This window comes from Olsenella uli, from assembly GCF_901212675.1.
In the GTDB taxonomy this organism is placed as follows: domain Bacteria; phylum Actinomycetota; class Coriobacteriia; order Coriobacteriales; family Atopobiaceae; genus Parolsenella; species Parolsenella uli_B.
Window position 1 is genome coordinate 54,648 of the sequence record NZ_CAAKOQ010000036.1, and the last position, 20,080, is coordinate 74,727.

The following is a 20,080-nucleotide window of genomic DNA, read 5'->3' on the forward strand; positions in this document are numbered from 1 at the left end:
ATGCCTTTCTGTTGCGCGGAATCGTTAGAACTGCTGACCGGCGGTTCTGAGGGTGCAGCCGGCGGAGACAGCTGTGCCGAAAGCAAGGCGCCGCGTACACCTGGTACGCAAGCCGAAGCTTGAGGTGCAGATGGCCCGCCAGATGCGGACTCAGAATTGCCGGAGGAACCGTTCGTCGCCCGTCATGAGCATGCGGAGGTCGGGGAGGTTGTAGCGCAGGGCCGCCACGCGCTCGGCGCCGATGCCAAAGGCGAAGCCGGTGTACTTCTCGTGGTCGACGCCGCAGTTGTCGAGCACGTTGGGGTCGACCATGCCGCAGCCGAGGATCTCGAGCCAGCCGGTGTTCTTGCAGAAGCGGCAGCCCTTGCCCCCGCAGACGCCGCACGAGACGTCGACCTCGCAGCTGGGCTCTGTGAACGGGAAGAAGTGCGGGCGGTAGCGCGTGGCGCGCTCCTTGCCGAACATCTCGCGGATGAAGTAGTCGAGCGTGCCCTTGAGGTCGCCGAAGGTGATGCCCTCGTCCACGACGAGGCCCTCGATCTGGTTGAACTGCGGCAGGTGGCAGGCATCGGGGGTGTCGGGGCGGAACACCGTGCCCGGGCAGATCATGTAGATGGGCGGCTTCTGCTTCTCCATGGTGTGTGCCTGCACGCCGGAGGTCTGGGTGCGCAGCAGGATGTCGGACTCGCCATTGGCGTGGACCTCGGAGTGCTCGAGCGAGCCGGGGTTGTTGTCCTCGACGTAGAAGGTGTCACGGGCGCTTCTGCTGGGGTGGTCGAGCGGGGCGTTGAGCGCAGTGAAGTTGTAGTAGCTCGTTTCGATGTAGGGGCCGTCCTCGACGGTGTAGCCCATGCCGCAGAAGATCTGCTCCATCTCCTCGATGATCTGGGAGATGAGGTGCTCGGAGCCCACGTTGGGCACGCGGCCCGGCAGCGTCACGTCCACCGAGTCGGCGGCGATGCGCGCCTCGAGGGCCGCATGCTCGAGCTCGTGGCGACGGTGCTCGAGCGCCGCCTCCACGCGGGCGCGCACCTCGTTGGCGAGCTTGCCCACCTGCGGGCGCTCCTCCGGCGAGAGCTTGCCCATCTGGCGGAGCAGTCCCGTGAGCGAGCCCCTCTTGCCAGTGACGGCGACGCGAATCTGGTCGAGTCCGCCGAGGTCCGTCGCCCCCCTGATGCCCTTGGCCGCCTCGGCCTCGATGGCCTTGAGGTCGTCGATGATTGCCATCCCTGTTGCCCCTTTCGTTCGCGAGCCCCTGGCCCGCCTCGTCCGCGCGGATGCGACGGCACGTCCGTCCGTGCCAGAGCGCACCGCACCCACGCAAAGAAAAACCGCCCTTGTCTGCGCCTGAGCGCACACAAGGGCGGATGAGTCCGCGGTACCACCTTGTTTGGCCGCCGGCTGTCTGCCCGGCAGGCCCACTCTTGGTTCCGTGTCGTGGAACTGACGGCTCCCCTACTTGGCGGGCGTGCCGCCGTTGAGGTCGCTGCTCGGGAGTGAACTCCGGGCGTCTGCCTTGGAGGGACCTCTCAGCCGGTGAGCCCCATCTCTTGTCCGCTGGCAGCGCGACGCCCGAACCTCTCCGTCAACGCATTGCTCGACATCATAGCGCAATCGGGCGGGGCGATGCTGGAGGAGGGTGACGTGGAGAACAAGACAGTGCAGAGATAGGGGAGGAAGGCGTGGGACGCCACGACGAGAGAACGCTGCAGGCAGCGCACCGCCGCACGCCTCAGGAGACAGGCGCCACCTCGCGCCCGAGGCTGCCCTTGATGGACTCCGTGATCCTGACCGAGCACGTGAGCTCATGCCTGCCGTCCGGGGCAAGCCCCTGCCCCATGCGCCCCACGAGGATCGAGGCGATGGCGCGGGCCATCTCAGCGATGGGCTGCACCACGGTCGTGACCTCGGGATAGAGCACGTCGCCAAACTCGAGCGCGTCGAAGCCGGCGAAGCCCACGTCGACCCCGGGCCTGAGGCCGCGACGCGCAAGGGCGTGGAGCGCCCCAAGCTCGGTGTAGTAGTTGCAGGCAAAGATGGCCGTGGCGCCCGCATCGAGCAGCTCTGCGGTTCCCTGGGCGGCGTCGGCCTTGGTGGGCCGGCCCACGTGCGCAAGGGTCTCGTCGCACGGGATGCCGCGCGCCGCGAAGGCCGCCCGCCACCCCTCGAGGCGCTCGCGCCCCACGTAGGTATCCTGCGGAAGGGCGAGCACGCCCACGCGCCTGTGCCCCGCGTCGAGCATCCGGCCCACCACGAACTCCGTGCTCGAGCGGTTGTCGACCACCACCGAGTCCACGCTCGCGACATCGAGCGAGTTGTCCGCGAGCACGAGGGGCACCGACACGTCGCCCAGAAACGACACGCTTGCGGGCGCGAGGTCGGAGAGCAGCACCACGAGGCCGTCGGCCTGGCGGGACTCGAGGTGGGCCACCTTGGAGCGGAGCTGCTCCGCGTCGTCCTGGTACTCCACGAACAGGGACGCGTATCCCAGGCGCTCGAACTCGCGCTCGATGAGGCCCACGAGGGCACCCACGAAGGGGTTGGCGGCACTGCTGATGAGTACGCCCACCGAGTAGGTGCGCTTGGTCGTGAGCGAGCGGCCCATGATGTTGGGCACGTAGCCCAACTCCCTCACGGCCTCCTCGATGGCCTCGCGGTTGCCGGCCTTGACCGACGCGCCGTTGAGATAGCGCGAGACCGTGCCAACGGACACGCCCGAGCGAAGCGCCACGTCCTTGATGGTTGGCACGGTCATCACCTCGATTCCATTGTGCGAGGGTGCGCGAACGCCGCGCGCCCATGGCCTGTCGCGCTGACGGGGCCGTCTGGGGAGGCAGTCCCGTCAGCACGCGCGAGCGTCCCTACTCGTCGTCCTCGTCGGAGGCGGCGGCACCGAGCTTGCGCGTGACGACGCCGTTCTGGCCGGCCGCGATGGCGCACTCGGTAAGCGAGTCGAGCGTGGCCGAGGCGTCGGAGTTGCGCGTGAAGAGCGTCTCGATGAGCATGGGCAGGTTGGTGCCGGTCACGACGTTGACATCGTTGATCGACTGCGTGTTGATCATGGCCTGGTTGAACGGCGTGCCGCCCAGGAGGTCGACGAAGACGAGCACGGCGTCGGTCTGTTCGCGCAGCTGCTCGATCTCGGTGTGGAGGAGCTCAGGGTACTCGGCGGCCTTCTCCACGTCGAACGGCACGACCTTGAACGCCTCCTGCTTGCCGGCGACGAGCTCGAGCGCGCTTGCGAGGCCGGGCGCGAACTCGCCGTGGCCCGTGAGAAGAAATCCGATCATGGTGACCTCCTTGGTCGTTGGTATGTCTGGACGGGCATATGCCCGCGTCAGCAAAGATTGAGTATGTGTCGTGGGTCCATCACTTAAGCGACGGGGTCTGCAAACGGTAGGTGGTGTCTCGGCAGACGGCAGGTAACAGGCTGAGACCGCGCAAGTGGCAGCGACGGCAGACGGGCGCGAGCATGGCCCATCCGCTCGCCTGCCAGCCAACCCGCCCTCCGCAAGGACCCGCGCTACCTCCCCAGGCCCTGTCGCTCGAGCAGCCACTCGTTGGCACACGCGCGCCGCGCCTGCTGCGTGGCGTAGACGCGGCCGAGCGACGCCGAGAGCGCCTCGCGCGGGCTCTCGATGCCCGCCTGCCCGAGCGAGCGGGCCGCCTGGGCAAAGTCGTCGTCGGCGGGCTCGAGGGCGTTCTCGCGGGCTATGGCGTCGAGCGCCATAAGGCGCGAGAGCTCGGAGGACGCCTGGGCCTCGAGCATCTGGCGCAGGCCCGCCTCGTCGGTCTGGCGAGACGTGAGGTACTCGCTCAGCGTGTAGCCGCCGCCGTGCACCTGCTCGAGCAGCCCCTCCATCGACGACTGCGCCATCGCGGCCACGGCATCGTGGTCCGGGCGTCTCGTCACGCGGCCGGCCGCCTGGGCCGCCGCGCGCTGGAGCAGCTCGTCGTGGGCCTTGCGCTCGGCCTCGTCCTCGAGGGTGCGCCGCACGATGGCGCGCAGCCCCTTGACGCTGCCCGCGTTGGGCATGTGCTCGGCCACCCAGGCGTCGGTGAGCTCGGGCGCCTTGAGGCGCAGGATGTCGCGCAGCGTCACCTTGAGCTCGCAGGCCCGGGAGCGCCCGCCGTCGCCCAGCTCGCCCTTGACGCGCCAGCCCTTCGAGAGCTCACAGCGCCTCGACTGCCTGAGCCGCATGCCCAGAAGCAGCGTGGTGACCTTGCCCGGCAGCTCATCGGACCCCACGCGAAAACGCGAGAGCGTGCGCGAGAGGTCCTCGACCCTGCCGCCGGCCGCGCGGGCCTGGACGTCGATGACCACCGTGTCTCCCATGCGGGGCTGGGTGCGCGAGATGTCGGTGGCGAAGGTGCCGTGCGCGGCCACGAGCTGGGCCACGCCCTCGTCCACCTCGGCGTCGCTCACGCGCGGGCGCTTGACGGGACCCAGCGGAAAAGGCGCCGACGAGGCAATCTCGCCCACGGGCATCGGAAACACCGAGGCCTTGATGCCACCCTCGCCCACGGAGAGGACCTTGGGCACGAAGAGCGGCTCCTCGCCCACCGCCTCGAGCGCCTCGTCGACGAGCGGCAGCGCCTCGGACGGTGCCGCGTCCCCGCCGAGCCCCGCTCCCGCCAGGGAGATGTCCCAGGTCTCGAAGCCGTCCCCCGCCTTTGTGCGCACAACCTGCGTGACGCCCATGCAATCCCCCTAAAACTCCGCGAGTCGGTCCTTGAACGTGTCGAGCAGCCGCTGGTTGAACTCGGGGCCGCCGTCGATGTTGGCGCTCTTGAACACCGGCGGCTGGATGCCGCGCGACGGCTCGTTGATGATGCGGGCCTGGATGTAGCCGCCCGCGCGCCCGCAGATCTCGAGCGCGTTGGCGTAGGCGTGGCCCAAGCCAAAGGCGCGGATGATGCCCCCGCGCTCGATGGTGTTGGCAAAGATCGTGCGGCCTCGTGGATGGCCTCGTCCTGACCCTCGGTCACCTCGTCGAGCCTCCACAGGATCTCGGCCTTGAAGCGCTCCGCGGTCTTGTTCATGCGCCGTTTCTCCCCATTGAAGGGAAGGCCCGTCCGAGCATGAGTCCCGGACGGGCTTACGCGCCTCGCGCAGATGCGGGCGCAGGCCTACTTGTCGAGGTAGTCCGTCAGGTGCGTGACCGGGTCCTGCGGCACGAGCTGGGTCGTGATCTCGATGCCGCGGTCAAGCAGCTCGCGAAACTGCTTCATCTGCTCGTCGGTGACGTTGACGTACTTCTTGATGGGCTTGGTGTCTTCCTTGCCGCCAAGGTTGCCGACGTTGAACTTCTTGATGGGCAGGCCGTAGTCAATGAGGCGCAGGATGTCGGCCGGCGAGTTCACGATGAGGAACACGCGCTGGCCGGCATACTTGCCCTCGAGGATCTGCTTGGCAGCACGCTCGACCGGGATGATCGAAGACTTGATGCCAGCAGGGACCGCCATCCTCAGAACGGTCTTGCGCATGTCGTCCACGGCAACCTCGTCATTGGCGACCATGATGCGCGTGAGCTGGAGCGAATTGGACCAATAGGCCACAACCTGCCCGTGAATCAGACGGTCGTCGATGCGGATGCCAACGACGCCGGGCATGCCCTCATACTCATCCTTAGCCATGTGCTACCTCCTACTTTCCCTTCCTGGACTACTTGGCGAGAATGCCGGTGCACCCCAGGACCAGACCGATGACGATCACGATGACGATCGCCTTGTTGGAGGTCATACCCTTCCTGGAGAGCAGCCAATACACGAACGCGGTGACGCACAGAGGCAGGAGGCCCGGCATGATGCCGTCGAGCAGGTCCTGGACCTTCTGGTTCACGTCGCCCATCGCGAAGGTGCCCGGCGCCGTGACGGCGACCACCGTGCAGATGAGAGCGCCCACGACCACGAGGCCGAGGATGCCGGCTGCGTCGGTGATCGGCTTCATGTTCTCGGCGATGGTATCGACGGCGGACTGGCCCTGCGTGTAGCCGAGCTTGAACAGCCACCAACGGATGAAGGCCGTGACCACGCCGGCGATGATCCATATGAACGAGCCCACGGGGTTGCCCGACAGCGCCATGTAGGCCGCGATGGAGCCAAAGATGGTGGGGATGATGACGCCGAAGATCGAGTCGCCCACACCGGCGAACGGGCCCATGAGGCCGGTCTTGATGCCGGCGATAGCCTCCTTGCCGGAGAGCTTGAGCTCGGGCTCGACGGCGCAGTTGATGCCGAGGATCACGAACGCGGTGTGCGGCGTCGTGTTGAAGAACTGCAGGTGGTTCTCGACGGCCTCCTGGAGGGCGTCGTCATCGCCCTTGTAGATCTCCTTCAGGGCCGGCATCATCGAGAAGCAGTAGCCGGAGCCCTGCATCTTCTCGTAGTTCCAGCCGATCTGGCCCCACAGGAACCAACGCCAGAAGACGCTGTTGAGGGTCTTCTGAGAAAGCTTGGTGCTCTCGTTACTCGTCGTCATCGATGGTACCTCCCTCAGTGCTCGAGGCCGCTGCGGCAACGGGCGCGGCAACCGGCTTCTGCGTGAACTCGGCGTACTTCACGGCCGCGAAGACGAGGCCGAAGAGGGCCACGCCCAGCATCGGGACCTTGATGTAGGCAGCGAGCACGAAGCCGAGGAGGGCGAACGGCCAGAAGCGCTTGAGCGGCATGAAGTGCAGAAGAATCGCGATACCGACGGCGGGAAGCATGCCGGAGACGAGCTTGAAGCCGTTGATGAGCCACTCGGGAGCGGCGCTCGCGGCGGCCTGGACGGGACCCTGGCCAAGCACGAGGCACAGGAACACGGGGATGGCACGGGACAGGCACCAGGGGATGACGCCGAGCAGACAGCCCATCTCGACCTTGTGCCAGTTCTTCTCCTTGGCGCCGGCATCGGCCATGTTCTGGAACGCGGTGTTGCAGAAGCGGCCGAGGATGTCGCACTGGACGAGCAGGACGCCGGCAGGCACGGCCACGGCCAGGCCGATGTCGGTACTGCCGCTCGTGACGGCGAAGGCGGTGCCGATCAGCGTGCCCGACATGTAGTCGGGGATCGAGGATCCGCCATAGGTGCCAACGCCCAGGACGAGCAGCTGTAGCGTACCGCCCACGTAGAGGCCGGTGGCCACGTCACCCATGATGAGACCAGCAAAGAAGCCGACCACGGCCGGCTTGTCGAAGAAGAAGTTTGGCCCCAGCGAATCCCAGATGGCAAACGCAGAGTACAGAGTCAGAAGCAGAATCTGCCAAGCTTGCATTCCCCTATCACCTTCCCTTTCCTCCGAAGCCCCTCCGGACTTCCGTCGGCCCCCTCGGGACCGACAAACTGCAGGCATGGAGCAACCCGCGCCTCGTCACAGCTGCACCGCCAAGGGCGGGCACTCGAGCACAGGGAATCCGGGCCCTGGATTCGGGATTTAGTATATGGAGGTTGTCGACGTTCTATGTATCTAGTCTGTAACCGTTTCAATTCTTGCGGTGAACGGTTTGTTTTCAGGCGTGAGCGGCGCTGGATTTGATTTAAACCGCTTGCGGCTTGTTCCAGGCCGCCCACAGCAGGTGCGCCTCGTCCCAAAGCCCGCCGCGCACCGAGTCGGTCACGCGCACCTCGGCCTGCACGAGCGACACCTGGGAGGGGCGGTCGTCAGTGCCCTTGATCCTGCGCACGAGCAGGTCCGCCGCCGTGCGCGCGATCTCGGCCGAAGGCTGGCGCACCGTGCTGAGCGCCGGCACGAAGACATCGCCGAAGCCATAGTCGTCAAAGGTGGCGAAGCCGATGTCGACGCCCACCCTGAGACCCAGCCTCGCGAGCGTGCAGAGCGACCCCAGGGCCAGGTAGTAGTTGGCGGCGAAGATGGTCGTCACGCTGCCGCGCGAGACGAGCCTGCTCGCCATCGCGCTGCCGGCGTCCTTGGTGGCCTCCGCCTCGAGGGCGAGGCTCTCCGGCACGGCAAGCCCGCGCTCGCGGTAGGCGTCCTCCCAGCCCAGGCGGCGCTCCCTGGCCACGTGTGTGTTGGAGCGCATGCCCACGAGGCCCGCGCGCTCGTGCCCCGCGTCGAGCATGGCCCCCACGAGCCTTCTCGAGGCGCTCCTGTTGTCGACCACGACGGAGTCCACCCCCGGCGCATCGAGCGGGTTGTCTATCACCACGAGCGGGATGTCGACATCTGCCAGGAAGGCGTACTCGTCGCGCGCGAGCTCGCTCGTGAGCACCACGAGCCCGTCAACGCGGCCAGAGAGCAGCTGGCCCCAGATGCGCTTGCGCAGAAGCTCGGGCGAGGCCTGATAGTCGATGACCACGACGGCATAGCCCGCCTCCTCGAAGGCAAGCTGCAGGCCAGAGAGTATGGTCGCGGCAAAGACGTTGGCCGCCCTCGGCACGAGCACTCCCACGGTGCGCGGGCTTCCCGTGACGAGGTAGCGGCCCAAGACGTTGGGCCTATAGCCCAGGGCGGACACGGCGGCATCGATGCGCTCGGCGTTCTGCGAGCGGGCATGGCCCCCGTTGAGATAGCGCGAGACCGTGCCCACCGAGACGCCGGCTATGCGTGCGACGTCCTTGATGGTGGGCACGGTCTCCCTTCGTGCCATGTGCTATCAGAGCTTCAGGCCGTCGTAGTGGCACTTCACGAAGTGGCCCGGACGGATCTCGCGCATCTTGGGGCACTCCGTCTTGCACTTCTCGGTGCAGTGCGGGCAGCGCGTGTGGAAGAGGCACCCCGTGGGCGGCTTGGTGTTGCTCGGCAGGTCACCCTGGAGCAGCACGTGCTTCTTCTTGACCGTGGGGTCGGGCACGGGCACAGCCGAGAGCAGCGCCTGGGTGTAGGGGTGCTCGGGGTGGCTGTAGAGCTCCTCGTTGGGAGCCATCTCCATGACCGAGCCCAGGTACATGACGGCGATGCGGTCCGAGATCATCTCCACCACGGAAAGGTCGTGCGAGATGAACAGGTACGTGAGGTCGTACCGCTCCTGCAGGTCCCGCATGAGGTTCAGGACCTGCGCCTGGATCGACACGTCGAGGGCCGACACCGGCTCGTCGGCGATGATGAGCTTGGGCTGCACCGACAGGGCACGCGCGATGCCGATGCGCTGGCGCTGGCCGCCGGAGAACTCGTGCGGGTAGCGCTCGCCGTGCGCGGCGGAGAGGCCCACGACGCTCAGCAGCTCCTGGGCCTTCTTGAGGCGCTCGCCCGAGCTCATCTTGGTGTGCACAAGCAGGGGCTCGCTGATGATGTCCTGGACCTTCATGCGCGGGTTGAGCGAGCCGTGCGGGTCCTGAAAGACCATCTGCATGTCGGCCCTGAGCGGGCGCATCTGCTTGTCGGAGAGCTTGGAGAGCTCCTTGCCCTCGAACCAGATCTCGCCCGAATCGGGCTTGATGAGGCGGTTGATGAGGCGGCTCACGGTGGACTTGCCGCAGCCGGACTCGCCCACGATCGAGAAGGTCTCGCCCGGCATGATGTCGAAGGAGACGTCATTGGTGGCGTGTACGAACTTGATCGGACGCCCGAAGAAGCTCTTCCCCACCGGGAAGCGCTTCGTCAGGTGCTTGACGGACAGCAGGGGCTCAGTCATGTGCGAGCGCCTCCTTCCTCTCGCTCATGCGGAACAGACAGGCACAACGGTGGTTGGGGCCGGCCTCGTGCGTGGGCGGCAGGCCCTCCCAGCACTGGGGTTGGGCGTACTTGCAGCGCGGGGCGAAGCGGCAGCCCTTGGGCATGGCCGCGAGGTCGGGCACGGAGCCCGGGATGGACGGGAGCCTGCGCACGCGCTTGCCGAGGCGCGGCACGCTCGCGATGAGGCCCTGGGTGTAGGGGTGCTGCGGGTTGGCGAACAGCTCCTCGACCGGCGCCTCCTCCACGATGTTGCCCGCGTACATGACGATGACGCGGCTGCAGGTCTCGGCCACGACGCCCAGGTCGTGGGTGATCATGAGGACGCCGGTGTTGCGCTGGTCGCGAATCTGCTCCATGAGCGCCAGGATCTGGGCCTGGATGGTCACGTCGAGGGCCGTGGTGGGCTCGTCGGCGATGAGGAGCTTGGGCTCGCAGCTCATGGCCATGGCGATCATGACGCGCTGGCACATGCCGCCCGAGAGCTCGTGCGGGTAGCTCGCAAGCGTCATCTCCGGCTCGGGGATGCCCACGCTCTTGAGCGCCTCAGCCGCGTGCTCGTGCGCCTGCCTCTCGTCCATGTCGCTGTGGAGCCGGACGGCCTCGACGAGCTGGTCGCCGATGCGCATGATGGGGTTGAGCGAGTTCATCGGCTCCTGGAAGATCATCGAGATGTCGTTGCCGCGAACGGACTGCATCTCGCCCTCGGAGAGGCCCAGGACGTCGGTTCCCTCGAAGCTCACCTCGCCGGTCACGCGGCTCGAGTCCTTGTCGAGCAGGCGCATGACGGAGAGCGACGTCACGGACTTGCCGCAGCCAGACTCTCCCACGAGGCCCACGATCTCGCCGGCGTTCACCGTGAACGAGACGCCGTTCACGGCCGTGATCCACGACTTCTTGTCGCGCCTGAACTCGGTTTTGAGGTTCTTCACCTCAAGCAGTGTCTTTGCCATGGGTACCCCCTAGTTGAGCTTCGGGTCGAGGGTGTCACGCAGGCCGTCGCCCAGGAGGTTGAACGCGAGCACCGTGAGGAAGATGAGCAGGCCCGGGAAGAGCACCATGTGCGGCGCCGTGGCCAGGTAGTTGCGGCCGCTCGAGAGCATGGCGCCCCACTCGGGCTCGGTGACGCTGGCGCCAAAGCCGAGGAACGACAGGCCCGAGGCGGACAGGATGGCGCCGCCTACGTTCATCGTGAAGTTGACGATGAGAGCCTGGAGCGTGCCCGGGAAGATGTGCACGAACATGATGCGCAGGGGGCTGCACCCGATGGAGCGGGCCACCTCCACGTAGAGCTCGCCGCGCACCTCGAGCACCGCGCCTCGGATGATGCGGGCGAAGGTGGGCATCGTACCCACGGCCACGCCGATCATCACGTTCTGGATGCCGGGGCCCAGGATGGCCACGACGGCGATGGCAAGCAGGATGCCCGGGAAGGCGAAGAGCACGTCGCAGGCGCGCATGATGGCCGAGTCGACGACGCCGCCGCAGAAGCCGGCGATGAGGCCGAAGACCACGCCGACGGCGGTGCCCAGCACGGAGGCCGAGATGGCGGTGGACAGCGAAAGGCTCGTGCCGGCCATGAGGCGGCTGAAAACGTCGCGGCCAAACTCGTCGGTGCCCCAGAGGTGGCGCGCCGTGGGCCCGGAGTACAGGGCGCTGTAGTCGTAGGCGTTGGGGTCGTACGGGATCCAGGCGCGCGCCGTGATGGCGATGATGACGACGAGCACCAGGAACAGCAGGCCGGCCACGGCCGTCTTCCTGCGCATGAACTTCTTGACGAACACCTTGGCGCGGCTCTGCGCCTTGGGCAGCTCCTCGCCCGCTGCGAACTCGCTGGCGGGGGCCTGGCCCGTCTTGCTCTGATCAGTCATGTGGCTCCCTCCTCTACTCGTAGCGAACGCGCGGGTTGATGACGCCGTACAGGATGTCGGCGAGCAGGTTGATGACCATGTACTCCAACGAGAAGAACAAGATCAACGTCTGCACCACCTGGTAGTCTCGCGTGTTGATCGAGTCGACCAAGAGGCGTCCCAGACCCGGGATCGAGAACACCGTCTCGATGATGACCGAGCCGGCGATGAGGGCGCCGATCTGCAGGGCCGCCACCGTCACGACGTCGATCGAGGAGTTCTTGAACGCGTGGCGCATGATGACCTTGCCCTCGGGCAGGCCCTTGGCGCGCGCCGTGCGGATGTAGTCCTTGTTGAGGTTCTCGAGCATCGACGAGCGGGTCACGCGGGCGAGGATGGCCATGATGCCCGCGCCCATGGCAAGCGAGGGCATGATGTAGCCGCGCCAGTCGTCGACGCCGCCGGTGGGCAGCCAGCCCAGGCCCACGCTGAAGAGCTGCATGAGCTCGAGGCCCAGCCAGAAGCTCGGCACCGAGATGCCCGAGATGGCGACTACCATGCACACGAGGTCGAGCGGCTTGCCTCGCTTCACCGCGGAGATGACGCCCAGGAAGATGCCGATGATGGCAGACCAGGTGATGGAGCAGATCGTGAGGTAGATGGTGATGGGCAGGCGAGGAACGACGAGCGACTGCACGCTCTGGTGGTTCTTGAACGACTCGCCGAAGTTACCGTGAAGCAGGTCGCCCAGCCACGTCACGTACTGCGTCAGCAGTGGCTTGTCGAGACCCAGCTGCTGGCGGATGAGCTCAATGTCTCCAACCTTTGCGTCCTTGCCGGCAATGATCCTCGCCGGGTCACCGGGAATCCAGTGAATGAACATGAACACGAGAATGGAGATGACGAACAACAGCGGAATCATGCTGAGGATCCGCTTTACGAAGTAACGTCCCATCCCTCCCCCTCACCATCGTCGCGAAGCGGGGGAAGCCGCCCGAGAAGGCGACCTCCCCCTCTGAAAATGCCTGGGGTGCCGACAAGCCCCGGCCGGCACCCCTCTCGGCGCCAGGGCGCCGAGCTTGTTTCCTAGTGCTCGAGCGCGGCCTCGGAGATGTCGATCGTGGAGTCCGAGGTCATCTTGATGCCGGACACGTAGTCCTTGTAGGAGAAGAGCAGGTTGTCCGAGCCGAGGAAGATCCAGGGGCAGGCCTGCCAGGCGATGTCCTGCGCCTTGCCGTAGTGCTGGTTCTGCTCGTCGGTGCTGGCGGCGGCGTTGCCGGCGTCGAGCTCCTGGTCGAACTCGGCGTTCTTCCAGAAGGCGGTGTTGTAGGCGACGGGCGGGACGCTGGCGGAGTCAAGCAGCGAGCGCATGTAGCCGTCGGCGTCGTTCTGGGACCAGTTGACGTACCACATCTGGACCTCGTTCTCGCCCTCGGGCAGCGCCACCTTGTCGGCGACCGTGGCGGCCTCCATCGGCTGCACGTCGACGTTGATGCCGATCTGCTGCAGCTGCTGCATGATGAAGGTGCCGCCCTTCTGCTCCTGCGTGGAGGAGTCGCACCACAGCGTCACGTCGAAGCCGTTCTCGTAGCCGGCCTCCTTCATGAGGCTCTTGGCCTTGCCGAGGTCGACGTCGTAGGGCGTCTGCTCCTTGAAGCCGGAGACCGGCTCGGGGATGCAGGACTTGGCCACGTCGGCGAAGCCGGAGTACATGACCTGCGTCCAGGCGTTCTTGTCCACGGCGTAGTTGATGGCCTGGCGGACCTTCTCCTCCTTGAGGCCGTCGATGTTCACGTTGAGCGTGACGTAGCGCATGACGACCGACTTCTGGGCCTTCATGTTGACGTCACCGGCGCTGCGGATCGTCTCGATCTGGTCGGACGGCGTCGGGTAGGCGAAGTCGACCTCGCCGGTCTGCAGGGCCGCGATGCGGGCGCCCGCCTCGGGCATCTCGCGGAAGGTGACGGAGTCGACCGACGGCTTCTTGTCGCCCCAGAAGTCGGGGTTGGGGACGACGGTGGTGTGGTCGGAGCTGACCCACTCCTTGAGCATGAAGGGGCCCGAGCCGTAGGACTGCTGGTTGAGGTCGAGCGTGGGGTCGGCGACGGCCTTGGCGCCCAGGATGTAGAACTGGGACATACGGGTCAGGAACGGCGACCAAGGCGCGGCCAGGGTGAAGGCGACGGTCATGTCGTCGACGGCCTTCCAGCTGGCGATGCGCGGCGTCTCGGAGCCGTCCTCGTTGGAGATGACGAACATGCGGCGACGACGGAACTTGTTGGCGACGTTGGTGGTGTAGTCGCAGTTGTCGCAGACGAGCTTGGCGTTGAGCGTCGAGCCGTCGGTGAACTTCACGCCCTCGCGCAGGTGGAAGGTGTAGGTGAGGGCGTCGTCGGAGACCTCCCACTTGGTGGCCAGCCAGGGAAGGATGGCGTTCTGGTTGGCGTCGTCAAGCTTGACGAGCGGCTCGTAGACGGCGTTCACGACGTTGCCGTCGTTGCCGTCGGACCAGTTCATCGGGTGCAGGACCGACATGTGGCCCTCAATGGCGACCACGAGGTCGTTGTCGGAGGACTTGCCGTCGGTCTTGGACGCCTTGACGATGAAGCCGTCGGCGTCGGCCGTGGCGGCAGAGCCGGTCGAGGCCTGCTGCGTGGTGGCACCCTGGTTGGAGCCGCCACCGCAGCCGACCAGGCCAAGGCCGAGCAGTGCCGCGCCTGCGGCGGAGCCCTTCAGGAAGGTCCTGCGGCTGACGCCTCGATTCTCGTTCTTGTGCATGACGAAGTCCCCCTTCGCTTTGTAGGGACGCGGGCCCTGCCGCATCCCGCCCCCGGTGCCGGAAAGCCTCGTGGCACCTGCGAGCGACCCGACTCGACCGTTTGGCCACTCCGTCGGCTCCCCCGCCTGTTTGGGCGATATCATAACGTTTCAATTACCTGCCGCTAACATCGGGCACAGGTAATGTAATGGTGGCTTAACACGAACCCGAGGATGGGGCCGCCCCGGCACGGCAGACGGTGGCCCTGCCCCGGCAGACGGTACGCACGATGGCGAAAGGAGCCGCATGTACGAGTTCGACCGCGAGCGCTACGAGAGGCGCATGGCCTGGTGGCGCGAGGCCCGCTTTGGCATGTTCATCCACTTCGGGCTCTACTCCATCCCCGCGCGGGGCGAGTGGGTGAGAAGCACCGAGGAGCTCACCGTCGAGCAGTACCAGCCCTTCTTCGACGAGTTCGATCCCTATGCCTTCGACGCGCGCGCCTGGGCCAGGATGGCGCGCGAGGCGGGCATGCGCTACGTGGTGCTCACCGCCAAGCACCACGACGGCTTCTGCCTCTATGACACGCAGCTCTCCGACTACAAGGTCACCAACACGCCCTTCGGGCGAGACATCGTGGCGGAGTACGTCGAGGCCTGCCGCGCCGAGGGGCTCAAGGTGGGCCTCTACTTCTCGCTCATCGACTGGCACCACCCCGACTTCCCGCAGTACGGCGACCGCCAGGCCCCGCTGCGCAACGACCCCGTGGCCGGCGCCAACGAGGGCAAAGACTGGGACCGCTACCTCGAGTTCATGCACGGCCAGGTGCGCGAGGTGTGCACCAACTACGGCAAGCTCGACCTTCTGTGGTTCGACTTCTCCTACGACGACATGACCGGCGAGAAGTGGGGCGGCACCGAGCTCATGAGCATGGTGCGCGAGCTCCAGCCCGACGTGATCGTGAACAACCGCATCGAGGTCTCGGGCGAGGGCTTCGGCTCGCTTGCCGCCTGCAGGCCCACCCCCTACCACGGCGACTTCGTGACCCCCGAGCAGATGATCCCGCCCCAGGGCCTGCACGACGTGGAGGGCCGCCCGCTTGCGTGGGAGGCCTGCGTGACCATGAACAACAACTGGGGCTACTGCGCCACCGACCACGCCTGGAAGCCCGCCGACATGCTCGTCCGCAAGCTCGTGGAGTGCGTCTCCAAGGGCGGCAACATGATCTTGAACGTGGGTCCCGACGCCACGGGGCGCTTCCCCGAGGCGTCCGTGGAGCGCCTGCGCGCAATCGGCGCGTGGATGGGGCGCAACCACGCAAGCATCTGGGGCGCGGGCAGCGTCGAGGGAGGCCCGCTCGGCGAGCTGGCCAAGCCCGACTTCGGCCGCGTCACGAGGAGTGGCGACACCTACTACTTCCACCTCTACGAGAACGCGATCGGGCCACTGCCGCTCGTGGGCGTGCCCAAGGATCGCATCGTGTCGATGAGGCGCCTCGCCGACGGCACCGAGGTTCCCCTCTCGACGAGCTGGGTCCACAGCGACTACCCTGACGTGGCGTTCGCGAACCTCGGCCCCGACCCGGTCCTGCCCGACCCGGTGGACACCGTCCTGGCCGTCAAGGTCCGCTAGCATCTCCGCTCGCATCGAGGAGCCGGCCATCAAGGGATCGGCCGTCCGAGGAGTCGACCACGCCCAGACCCGCATGTCCGGGCGCCCGGGAGCAAGGCCGGGCGCCGACACGAGACCAAGAAGGGAAACCATGCTCTCTGCCAAGCTCTCCCACTACGCGCGCGACCGCTACGAGGCGCGCCGCGAGCTGCTCGGCCCCGTCATCGACCGGGCCGACGCCGCCATCGCCGCAACCGGCGACGAGGACGAGGCGACGCTGCTTCGCTACCTCTACGGCACGCTGCCCGTCACCGACTGCCTCGACGTGGCGCCCCGGGTGCTGCTGTCGTTCGTGCGCCACGCGCTCATGCTTCGCCGCGACGTGGCGTGGACGCGCGAGCTGGGCGAAGGCATGTTCGTGCACTACGTGATGTGCCCGCGCATCAACAGCGAGCCCATGCTCGACAGCCGCCCCACCTTCTGGGGGCTGCTCAGGGAGCGCGTGGCCGGGCTCACCCCCTACGAGGCCGTGCGCGAGGTGAACTACTGGTGCTGCGAGATGGCCACCTACCAGACCACCGACGACCGCTCGCTCAACCCGCTCGCGATGCTGGGCTCGGGCTACGGCCGCTGCGGCGAGGAGTCGACCTTCCTCGTGACGGCGCTGCGCTCGATCGGCATCCCGGCGCGCCAGATCTACACGCCGTGGTGGGCCCACTGCGACGACAACCACGCCTGGGTCGAGGCCTTCACGGGCGACGGCTGGCACTACCTCGGCGCCTGCGAGCCGGAGGAGGAGCTTGACCGCGGCTGGTTCACCAACGCCAGCGGCCGCGCGCTCATGGAGGAGACGCGCATGTTCTCCGACTACCGCGACGACTCCGTGACCGAGCAGGACTCGGGCAGCGTGGGCAGCACGCGGCTGCTCAACGTCACCGACTCCTTTGCCATCTCGCAGCCACTCGAGATCGAGGTCACGCGGGACGACAAGCCCGTCTGTGGCGCCACGGTCTCGGTCGAGGTGCTCAACATGGCCGCCTGGCGTGCGGCTGCCACCGTGCTCACCGACGAGCGCGGCCACGTGACGCTGCAGCTGGGCCTTGCCACCCTGCGCGTGCACGCGGCGGCGGACGGCCTCGTGGCCTCCGTCAACGTGGACACGAGGAGCGTCCACGAGGCCACGCTCGAGCTCTCCGAGCCCGCCCAGGCCCTGCCCGAGCTGGGCGAGTGGCACGACATCGACGTGGCCGCGCCGGCCGACAACCCCGCGCCCTCGCACGCCATGACGAGCGAGCAGGCCGCCCGCACCCGCGAGCGCAAGGCCGCCGCCGACGAGCTGCGCCGCTCGCGCGTGGGCGCCTTCCAGGCGCACGCCGCCGAGCTCGCCAAGAGGTGGCCCGCCGCCGGACACGCCTTCGAGCACGCCTTCGCCAACGCCGACCAGATCGCGCGCTTCCTCTCCCTCGACGACGAGCCCGACCGCCTCGAGATGCTCGGAACGCTCACCGACAAGGACTTCTGCGACGTGCGCGCCACCATGCTCGAGAGCCACCTCGCCCACGCCCGCCAGGTGCGCGAGGCAGCAGAGCATCGCCTGCGCGAGCAGGGCCTCGACGAGAAGGCCGCGCACGAGACGTACGTCTCGGCCGTCATGTGCCCGCGCTCGAGCTACGAGGATCTGAGCGACTGGCGTCCCTACATCCTCGCCCATCTGCCGCTCGAACAGCGCCTGCGCTTTGCCGAGCAGCCGCGCGAGGTCTGGGGCTGGCTTGAGGGCTGCTGTCGCTTCGACGGCCGCGAGGGCCTCACGCGCCCCATCGGCACGCCGATGAGCGTCATCCTCTCGGGCATCGCCGCCACGGCCACCAGGGGCTGCGCGTTCGTCGCCATCTGCCGCACCCTGGGCGTGGCCGCGCGCCTCAACCCCGAGACGAGCCACCCCGAGTTCATGGAGGGCGGCCGCTTCGTGCCGGTGGAGGAGCCGCGCGCGCCCAAGACGAGCCGCGTCACCATCTCCTGCCCCGATCCCGCCAACGCGCCCGCCTACTTCACGTCGTGGTCCATCGGCCGGCTCGAGGCCTTCCTCGCGCCCAACAGCCACGAGTCCGTCGACTTCCGCGACCTTGACCTCACGGGGTCCACGTTCACGGACGGCAGGCTTGACCTCGAGCTCGAGGACGGCACGTATCGCGTGATCACCACGACGCGCCTGCCGAGCGGCGACCAGCAGGCAAGCGAGCTCGTCTTCACGCTCGCGGACGGCCACGCCGAGGGGCTCGCGGCCGACGGCGACGGCTTTGCGCTGGCGCTGCGCCACCGCGAGCCAAGCCTCGAGGACATGCTCAACGTCATCGAGCTACCCGCGTTCGAGCTCGCGGACGGCAAGGGCAAGGCGCTCGTGCCGACGCTCGGCGGCAACGGTCGCGGCATCCTGGCCTTCGTCGAGCAGGGCATGGAGCCCACCGAGCACCTGCTCAACGAGCTGCGCGAGCGCGCCGACGACGTGCGGGCCGCGGAGCTCTCGGTCACGCTCGTGGCCCGCGACGCCACGGTCCTCTCCGACCCCACGCTCACGCGCACCCTCAAGGCCCTGCCCGAGGTCACGGTGGCCTACGACGACTTCACCGAGCTGCCCGAGCGCCTTGCCCGCCGCACGTACGCCAACCCCGAGCTCATGCCGCTGGCGCTGCTGCTTGCCCCGGGCAAGGACGGCGGCCTCGAGTCGCTCTATGCCACGGCCGGCTACAACGTGGGCACGGTCGATTTGCTCCTGCGCCTCGCCGCGATCCGCCGCGACTAGGCTTGAGGGCGAACTACTCGAGATAGTGAGGGCGAGCGTCCCGGCGGCGGGGCGCTCGCCCTCTTTTTGGCGCACCCGGATGCCTCTCGACCAAATATCCTGCGCACATCATCTGCTCGAATTAAGAGCTTGCACGCACGGGAGCATTTGCGGTCCTCATCCGTTCGCAAATGTGTATATACGTGCAAGCTGTAAGCGACCACGACGTAGCTTGCACGCATAGGAGCATTTGTGGGCTTCATGAGGTCATATATACGTAAATACGTGTCAGCTGTGGCAGTGCCAAGAAAAGCGTGGCGCCCGCAAGGAGGCTCGCAGGCGCCACGCCCACCAATCGATTTCGCAGTTGCGTGGCGCGACACAGCCCGCGCCCGCCACGCACCCCCTATGCCTGCGCGGCGAGGAGCCCCTCGTAGGCGGCGCCGTAGATCCCGGCGTCGTTGCCAAGCTCGGCCACCACGATGGGCGTGTCGGCACAGCAGCCCAGTACGTAGTGGCGGTAGCGCTCCGCGAGCTCGTCCTTGAAGAGGTCGAAGCCGCCCGCCACGCCGCCGCCGATGACGAAGCGCTCCGGGTCGGTCACACCCGAGGCGATCGAGAGGGCCAGGCCCAGGCGATCGCACATGAGCGAGACGGCGGCCTTCGCGGCCTCGTCGCCGGCCTTGTAGGCGTCGAAGAGCGAGAGCGTGTCCGTGTCGCCGGAGAGCGCGACCGGCTCGGTGCCGAGGCGCGCGCACTCCTCGCGGTAGACCCGCACCATGCCCTTGGCCGAGGCGTACTGCTCGAGGCAGCCGCGGCGCCCGCAGCCGCACTCGAGCGGCTCGACCGGGTTCACGGTGATGTGGCCGATCTCGCCGGCGGCACCGTTGGCACCGGCCACCACCTTGCCGTCCACGACCACGCCTCCGCCCACACCCGTGCCCAGCGTGATGAGCACGCAGCTCTTGAGGCCGCACGCACCGCCCTGCCAGAGCTCGCCCAGCGCGGCCGCGTTGGCGTCGTTCACGTAGGCGACCGTGGCACCGGCAAACGCGACCTCGAGCGCGGCCTTAAGGCCCAGGAGGTCCAGGTCCATGTTGGCCACGATCTGGACGTTGCCGTCGGCCGGAACGGGGGCCGGCACAGCGAGGCCGATGCCGCGCACGTCATCCGCAGCGGCCTCGAGCGAGGCGGCCAGCTGCGAGATGCCGTCCGTCACCGCCCCGTAGCCCTTCTCGTCGACGAGCGGCGGCGTGGGAACGGCCAGCTTGCCCAGGCGCTCCCCCGCCTCCGAGAACACCCCCACCTTGACCGTCGTGCCCCCGATGTCGAGGCCAACGTAGAGCTTCGTGCCCATCCGGGCTCCTTCCTTCCGCATCGCGGGACGCCACGTACCCGCACGCCCGCGCTTCCGTATCGCCATGATAGCAACGCGGGCCGAGACGCCCGTGACGCCTCGGCCCGCGTG

The 20,080-nt window shown here is 67.4% G+C and carries 17 protein-coding genes; 2 read left to right on the top strand and 15 right to left on the bottom strand.

The window, feature by feature from the left end:
• Positions 1-150: 150 nt before the first annotated feature.
• The 14 genes from pheS to EFAMC1_RS04895 all read right to left on the bottom strand — a co-directional run bounded on the left by pheS (position 151) and on the right by EFAMC1_RS04895 (position 14,242).
• A complete protein-coding gene (pheS, locus tag EFAMC1_RS04830; protein WP_154053183.1) occupies positions 151-1,227 on the bottom strand; it encodes a phenylalanine--tRNA ligase subunit alpha in 1,077 nt (358 codons plus the stop codon).
• A 505-nt stretch (positions 1,228-1,732) separates the two neighbouring features.
• Positions 1,733-2,749, bottom strand: coding sequence for a LacI family DNA-binding transcriptional regulator (locus tag EFAMC1_RS04835; protein WP_187324569.1), 1,017 nt, complete (start codon positions 2,747-2,749; stop codon positions 1,733-1,735).
• Positions 2,750-2,861: 112 nt separating this feature from the next.
• Positions 2,862-3,290, bottom strand: a complete 429-nt coding sequence (locus EFAMC1_RS04840; RefSeq protein ID WP_154053185.1) for a PTS sugar transporter subunit IIA — start codon at positions 3,288-3,290, stop codon at positions 2,862-2,864.
• A gap of 233 nt (positions 3,291-3,523) precedes the next feature.
• Positions 3,524-4,702: a hypothetical protein gene (locus tag EFAMC1_RS04845; RefSeq protein ID WP_154053186.1), complete on the bottom strand. Its 1,179-nt coding sequence runs from the start codon at positions 4,700-4,702 to the stop codon at positions 3,524-3,526.
• 9 nt (positions 4,703-4,711) lie between these two features.
• On the bottom strand, positions 4,712-5,005 hold the full coding sequence (locus tag EFAMC1_RS04850) for an SIS domain-containing protein (RefSeq protein WP_261981775.1): 294 nt from the start codon (positions 5,003-5,005) through the stop codon (positions 4,712-4,714).
• A 125-nt stretch (positions 5,006-5,130) separates the two neighbouring features.
• Entirely contained in the window at positions 5,131-5,637 is a 507-nt protein-coding gene (locus tag EFAMC1_RS04855; RefSeq protein ID WP_222838649.1) for a PTS system mannose/fructose/N-acetylgalactosamine-transporter subunit IIB, read from the bottom strand.
• Positions 5,638-5,665: 28 nt separating this feature from the next.
• On the bottom strand, positions 5,666-6,481 hold the full coding sequence (locus EFAMC1_RS04860; RefSeq protein WP_154053187.1) for a PTS system mannose/fructose/sorbose family transporter subunit IID: 816 nt from the start codon (positions 6,479-6,481) through the stop codon (positions 5,666-5,668).
• Entirely contained in the window at positions 6,468-7,259 is a 792-nt protein-coding gene (locus tag EFAMC1_RS04865; RefSeq protein WP_154053188.1) for a PTS mannose/fructose/sorbose/N-acetylgalactosamine transporter subunit IIC, read from the bottom strand. Before EFAMC1_RS04865 ends, EFAMC1_RS04860 begins: the two co-directional genes overlap by 14 nt.
• A 262-nt stretch (positions 7,260-7,521) precedes the next feature.
• Positions 7,522-8,574: a LacI family DNA-binding transcriptional regulator gene (locus EFAMC1_RS04870; RefSeq protein ID WP_187324570.1), complete on the bottom strand. Its 1,053-nt coding sequence runs from the start codon at positions 8,572-8,574 to the stop codon at positions 7,522-7,524.
• Between the two features lie 24 nt (positions 8,575-8,598).
• Complete coding sequence (locus EFAMC1_RS04875; RefSeq protein ID WP_154053190.1) at positions 8,599-9,576, bottom strand: ABC transporter ATP-binding protein; 978 nt, start codon at positions 9,574-9,576, stop codon at positions 8,599-8,601.
• The gene (locus EFAMC1_RS04880; protein WP_154053191.1) at positions 9,569-10,567 is read right to left on the bottom strand and encodes an ABC transporter ATP-binding protein; all 999 of its coding nucleotides are present in this window, start codon (positions 10,565-10,567) and stop codon (positions 9,569-9,571) included. The genes EFAMC1_RS04875 and EFAMC1_RS04880 overlap by 8 nt, the downstream gene beginning before the upstream one ends.
• Before the next feature lie 9 nt (positions 10,568-10,576).
• The gene (locus EFAMC1_RS04885; RefSeq protein WP_154053192.1) at positions 10,577-11,485 is read right to left on the bottom strand and encodes an ABC transporter permease; all 909 of its coding nucleotides are present in this window, start codon (positions 11,483-11,485) and stop codon (positions 10,577-10,579) included.
• A 13-nt stretch (positions 11,486-11,498) separates the two neighbouring features.
• A complete protein-coding gene (locus tag EFAMC1_RS04890) occupies positions 11,499-12,419 on the bottom strand; it encodes an ABC transporter permease (protein WP_154053193.1) in 921 nt (306 codons plus the stop codon).
• Positions 12,420-12,550: 131 nt separating this feature from the next.
• Positions 12,551-14,242 (bottom strand): ABC transporter substrate-binding protein, encoded by a 1,692-nt coding sequence (locus EFAMC1_RS04895; RefSeq protein ID WP_154053194.1) that lies wholly within the window; start codon positions 14,240-14,242, stop codon positions 12,551-12,553.
• Between the two features lie 286 nt (positions 14,243-14,528).
• On the opposite strand from EFAMC1_RS04895, the gene EFAMC1_RS04900 reads away from it, so the two are divergent.
• Both EFAMC1_RS04900 and EFAMC1_RS04905 read left to right on the top strand, forming a co-directional pair.
• A complete protein-coding gene (locus EFAMC1_RS04900) occupies positions 14,529-15,854 on the top strand; it encodes an alpha-L-fucosidase (RefSeq protein ID WP_154053195.1) in 1,326 nt (441 codons plus the stop codon).
• Positions 15,855-15,984: 130 nt separating this feature from the next.
• Positions 15,985-18,633: a transglutaminase-like domain-containing protein gene (locus tag EFAMC1_RS04905; RefSeq protein WP_154053196.1), complete on the top strand. Its 2,649-nt coding sequence runs from the start codon at positions 15,985-15,987 to the stop codon at positions 18,631-18,633.
• 385 nt (positions 18,634-19,018) lie between these two features.
• On the opposite strand, the gene EFAMC1_RS04910 is transcribed toward EFAMC1_RS04905, so the two are convergent.
• Complete coding sequence (locus EFAMC1_RS04910) at positions 19,019-19,969, bottom strand: ROK family protein (RefSeq protein WP_154053197.1); 951 nt, start codon at positions 19,967-19,969, stop codon at positions 19,019-19,021.
• Between the last annotated feature and the right edge of the window lie 111 nt (positions 19,970-20,080).

Coding starts and splice junctions, on each gene's coding strand:
- EFAMC1_RS04895 (WP_154053194.1), bottom strand. CDS start 14,242: ATGCACAAGAACGAGAATCGAGGCGTCAGCCGCAGGACCTTCCTGAAG.
- pheS (WP_154053183.1), bottom strand. CDS start 1,227: ATGGCAATCATCGACGACCTCAAGGCCATCGAGGCCGAGGCGGCCAAG.
- EFAMC1_RS04875 (WP_154053190.1), bottom strand. CDS start 9,576: ATGACTGAGCCCCTGCTGTCCGTCAAGCACCTGACGAAGCGCTTCCCG.
- EFAMC1_RS04860 (WP_154053187.1), bottom strand. CDS start 6,481: ATGACGACGAGTAACGAGAGCACCAAGCTTTCTCAGAAGACCCTCAAC.
- EFAMC1_RS04905 (WP_154053196.1), top strand. CDS start 15,985: ATGCTCTCTGCCAAGCTCTCCCACTACGCGCGCGACCGCTACGAGGCG.
- EFAMC1_RS04855 (WP_222838649.1), bottom strand. CDS start 5,637: ATGGCTAAGGATGAGTATGAGGGCATGCCCGGCGTCGTTGGCATCCGC.
- EFAMC1_RS04910 (WP_154053197.1), bottom strand. CDS start 19,969: ATGGGCACGAAGCTCTACGTTGGCCTCGACATCGGGGGCACGACGGTC.
- EFAMC1_RS04845 (WP_154053186.1), bottom strand. CDS start 4,702: ATGGGCGTCACGCAGGTTGTGCGCACAAAGGCGGGGGACGGCTTCGAG.
- EFAMC1_RS04890 (WP_154053193.1), bottom strand. CDS start 12,419: ATGGGACGTTACTTCGTAAAGCGGATCCTCAGCATGATTCCGCTGTTG.
- EFAMC1_RS04865 (WP_154053188.1), bottom strand. CDS start 7,259: ATGCAAGCTTGGCAGATTCTGCTTCTGACTCTGTACTCTGCGTTTGCC.
- EFAMC1_RS04880 (WP_154053191.1), bottom strand. CDS start 10,567: ATGGCAAAGACACTGCTTGAGGTGAAGAACCTCAAAACCGAGTTCAGG.
- EFAMC1_RS04900 (WP_154053195.1), top strand. CDS start 14,529: ATGTACGAGTTCGACCGCGAGCGCTACGAGAGGCGCATGGCCTGGTGG.
- EFAMC1_RS04840 (WP_154053185.1), bottom strand. CDS start 3,290: ATGATCGGATTTCTTCTCACGGGCCACGGCGAGTTCGCGCCCGGCCTC.
- EFAMC1_RS04885 (WP_154053192.1), bottom strand. CDS start 11,485: ATGACTGATCAGAGCAAGACGGGCCAGGCCCCCGCCAGCGAGTTCGCA.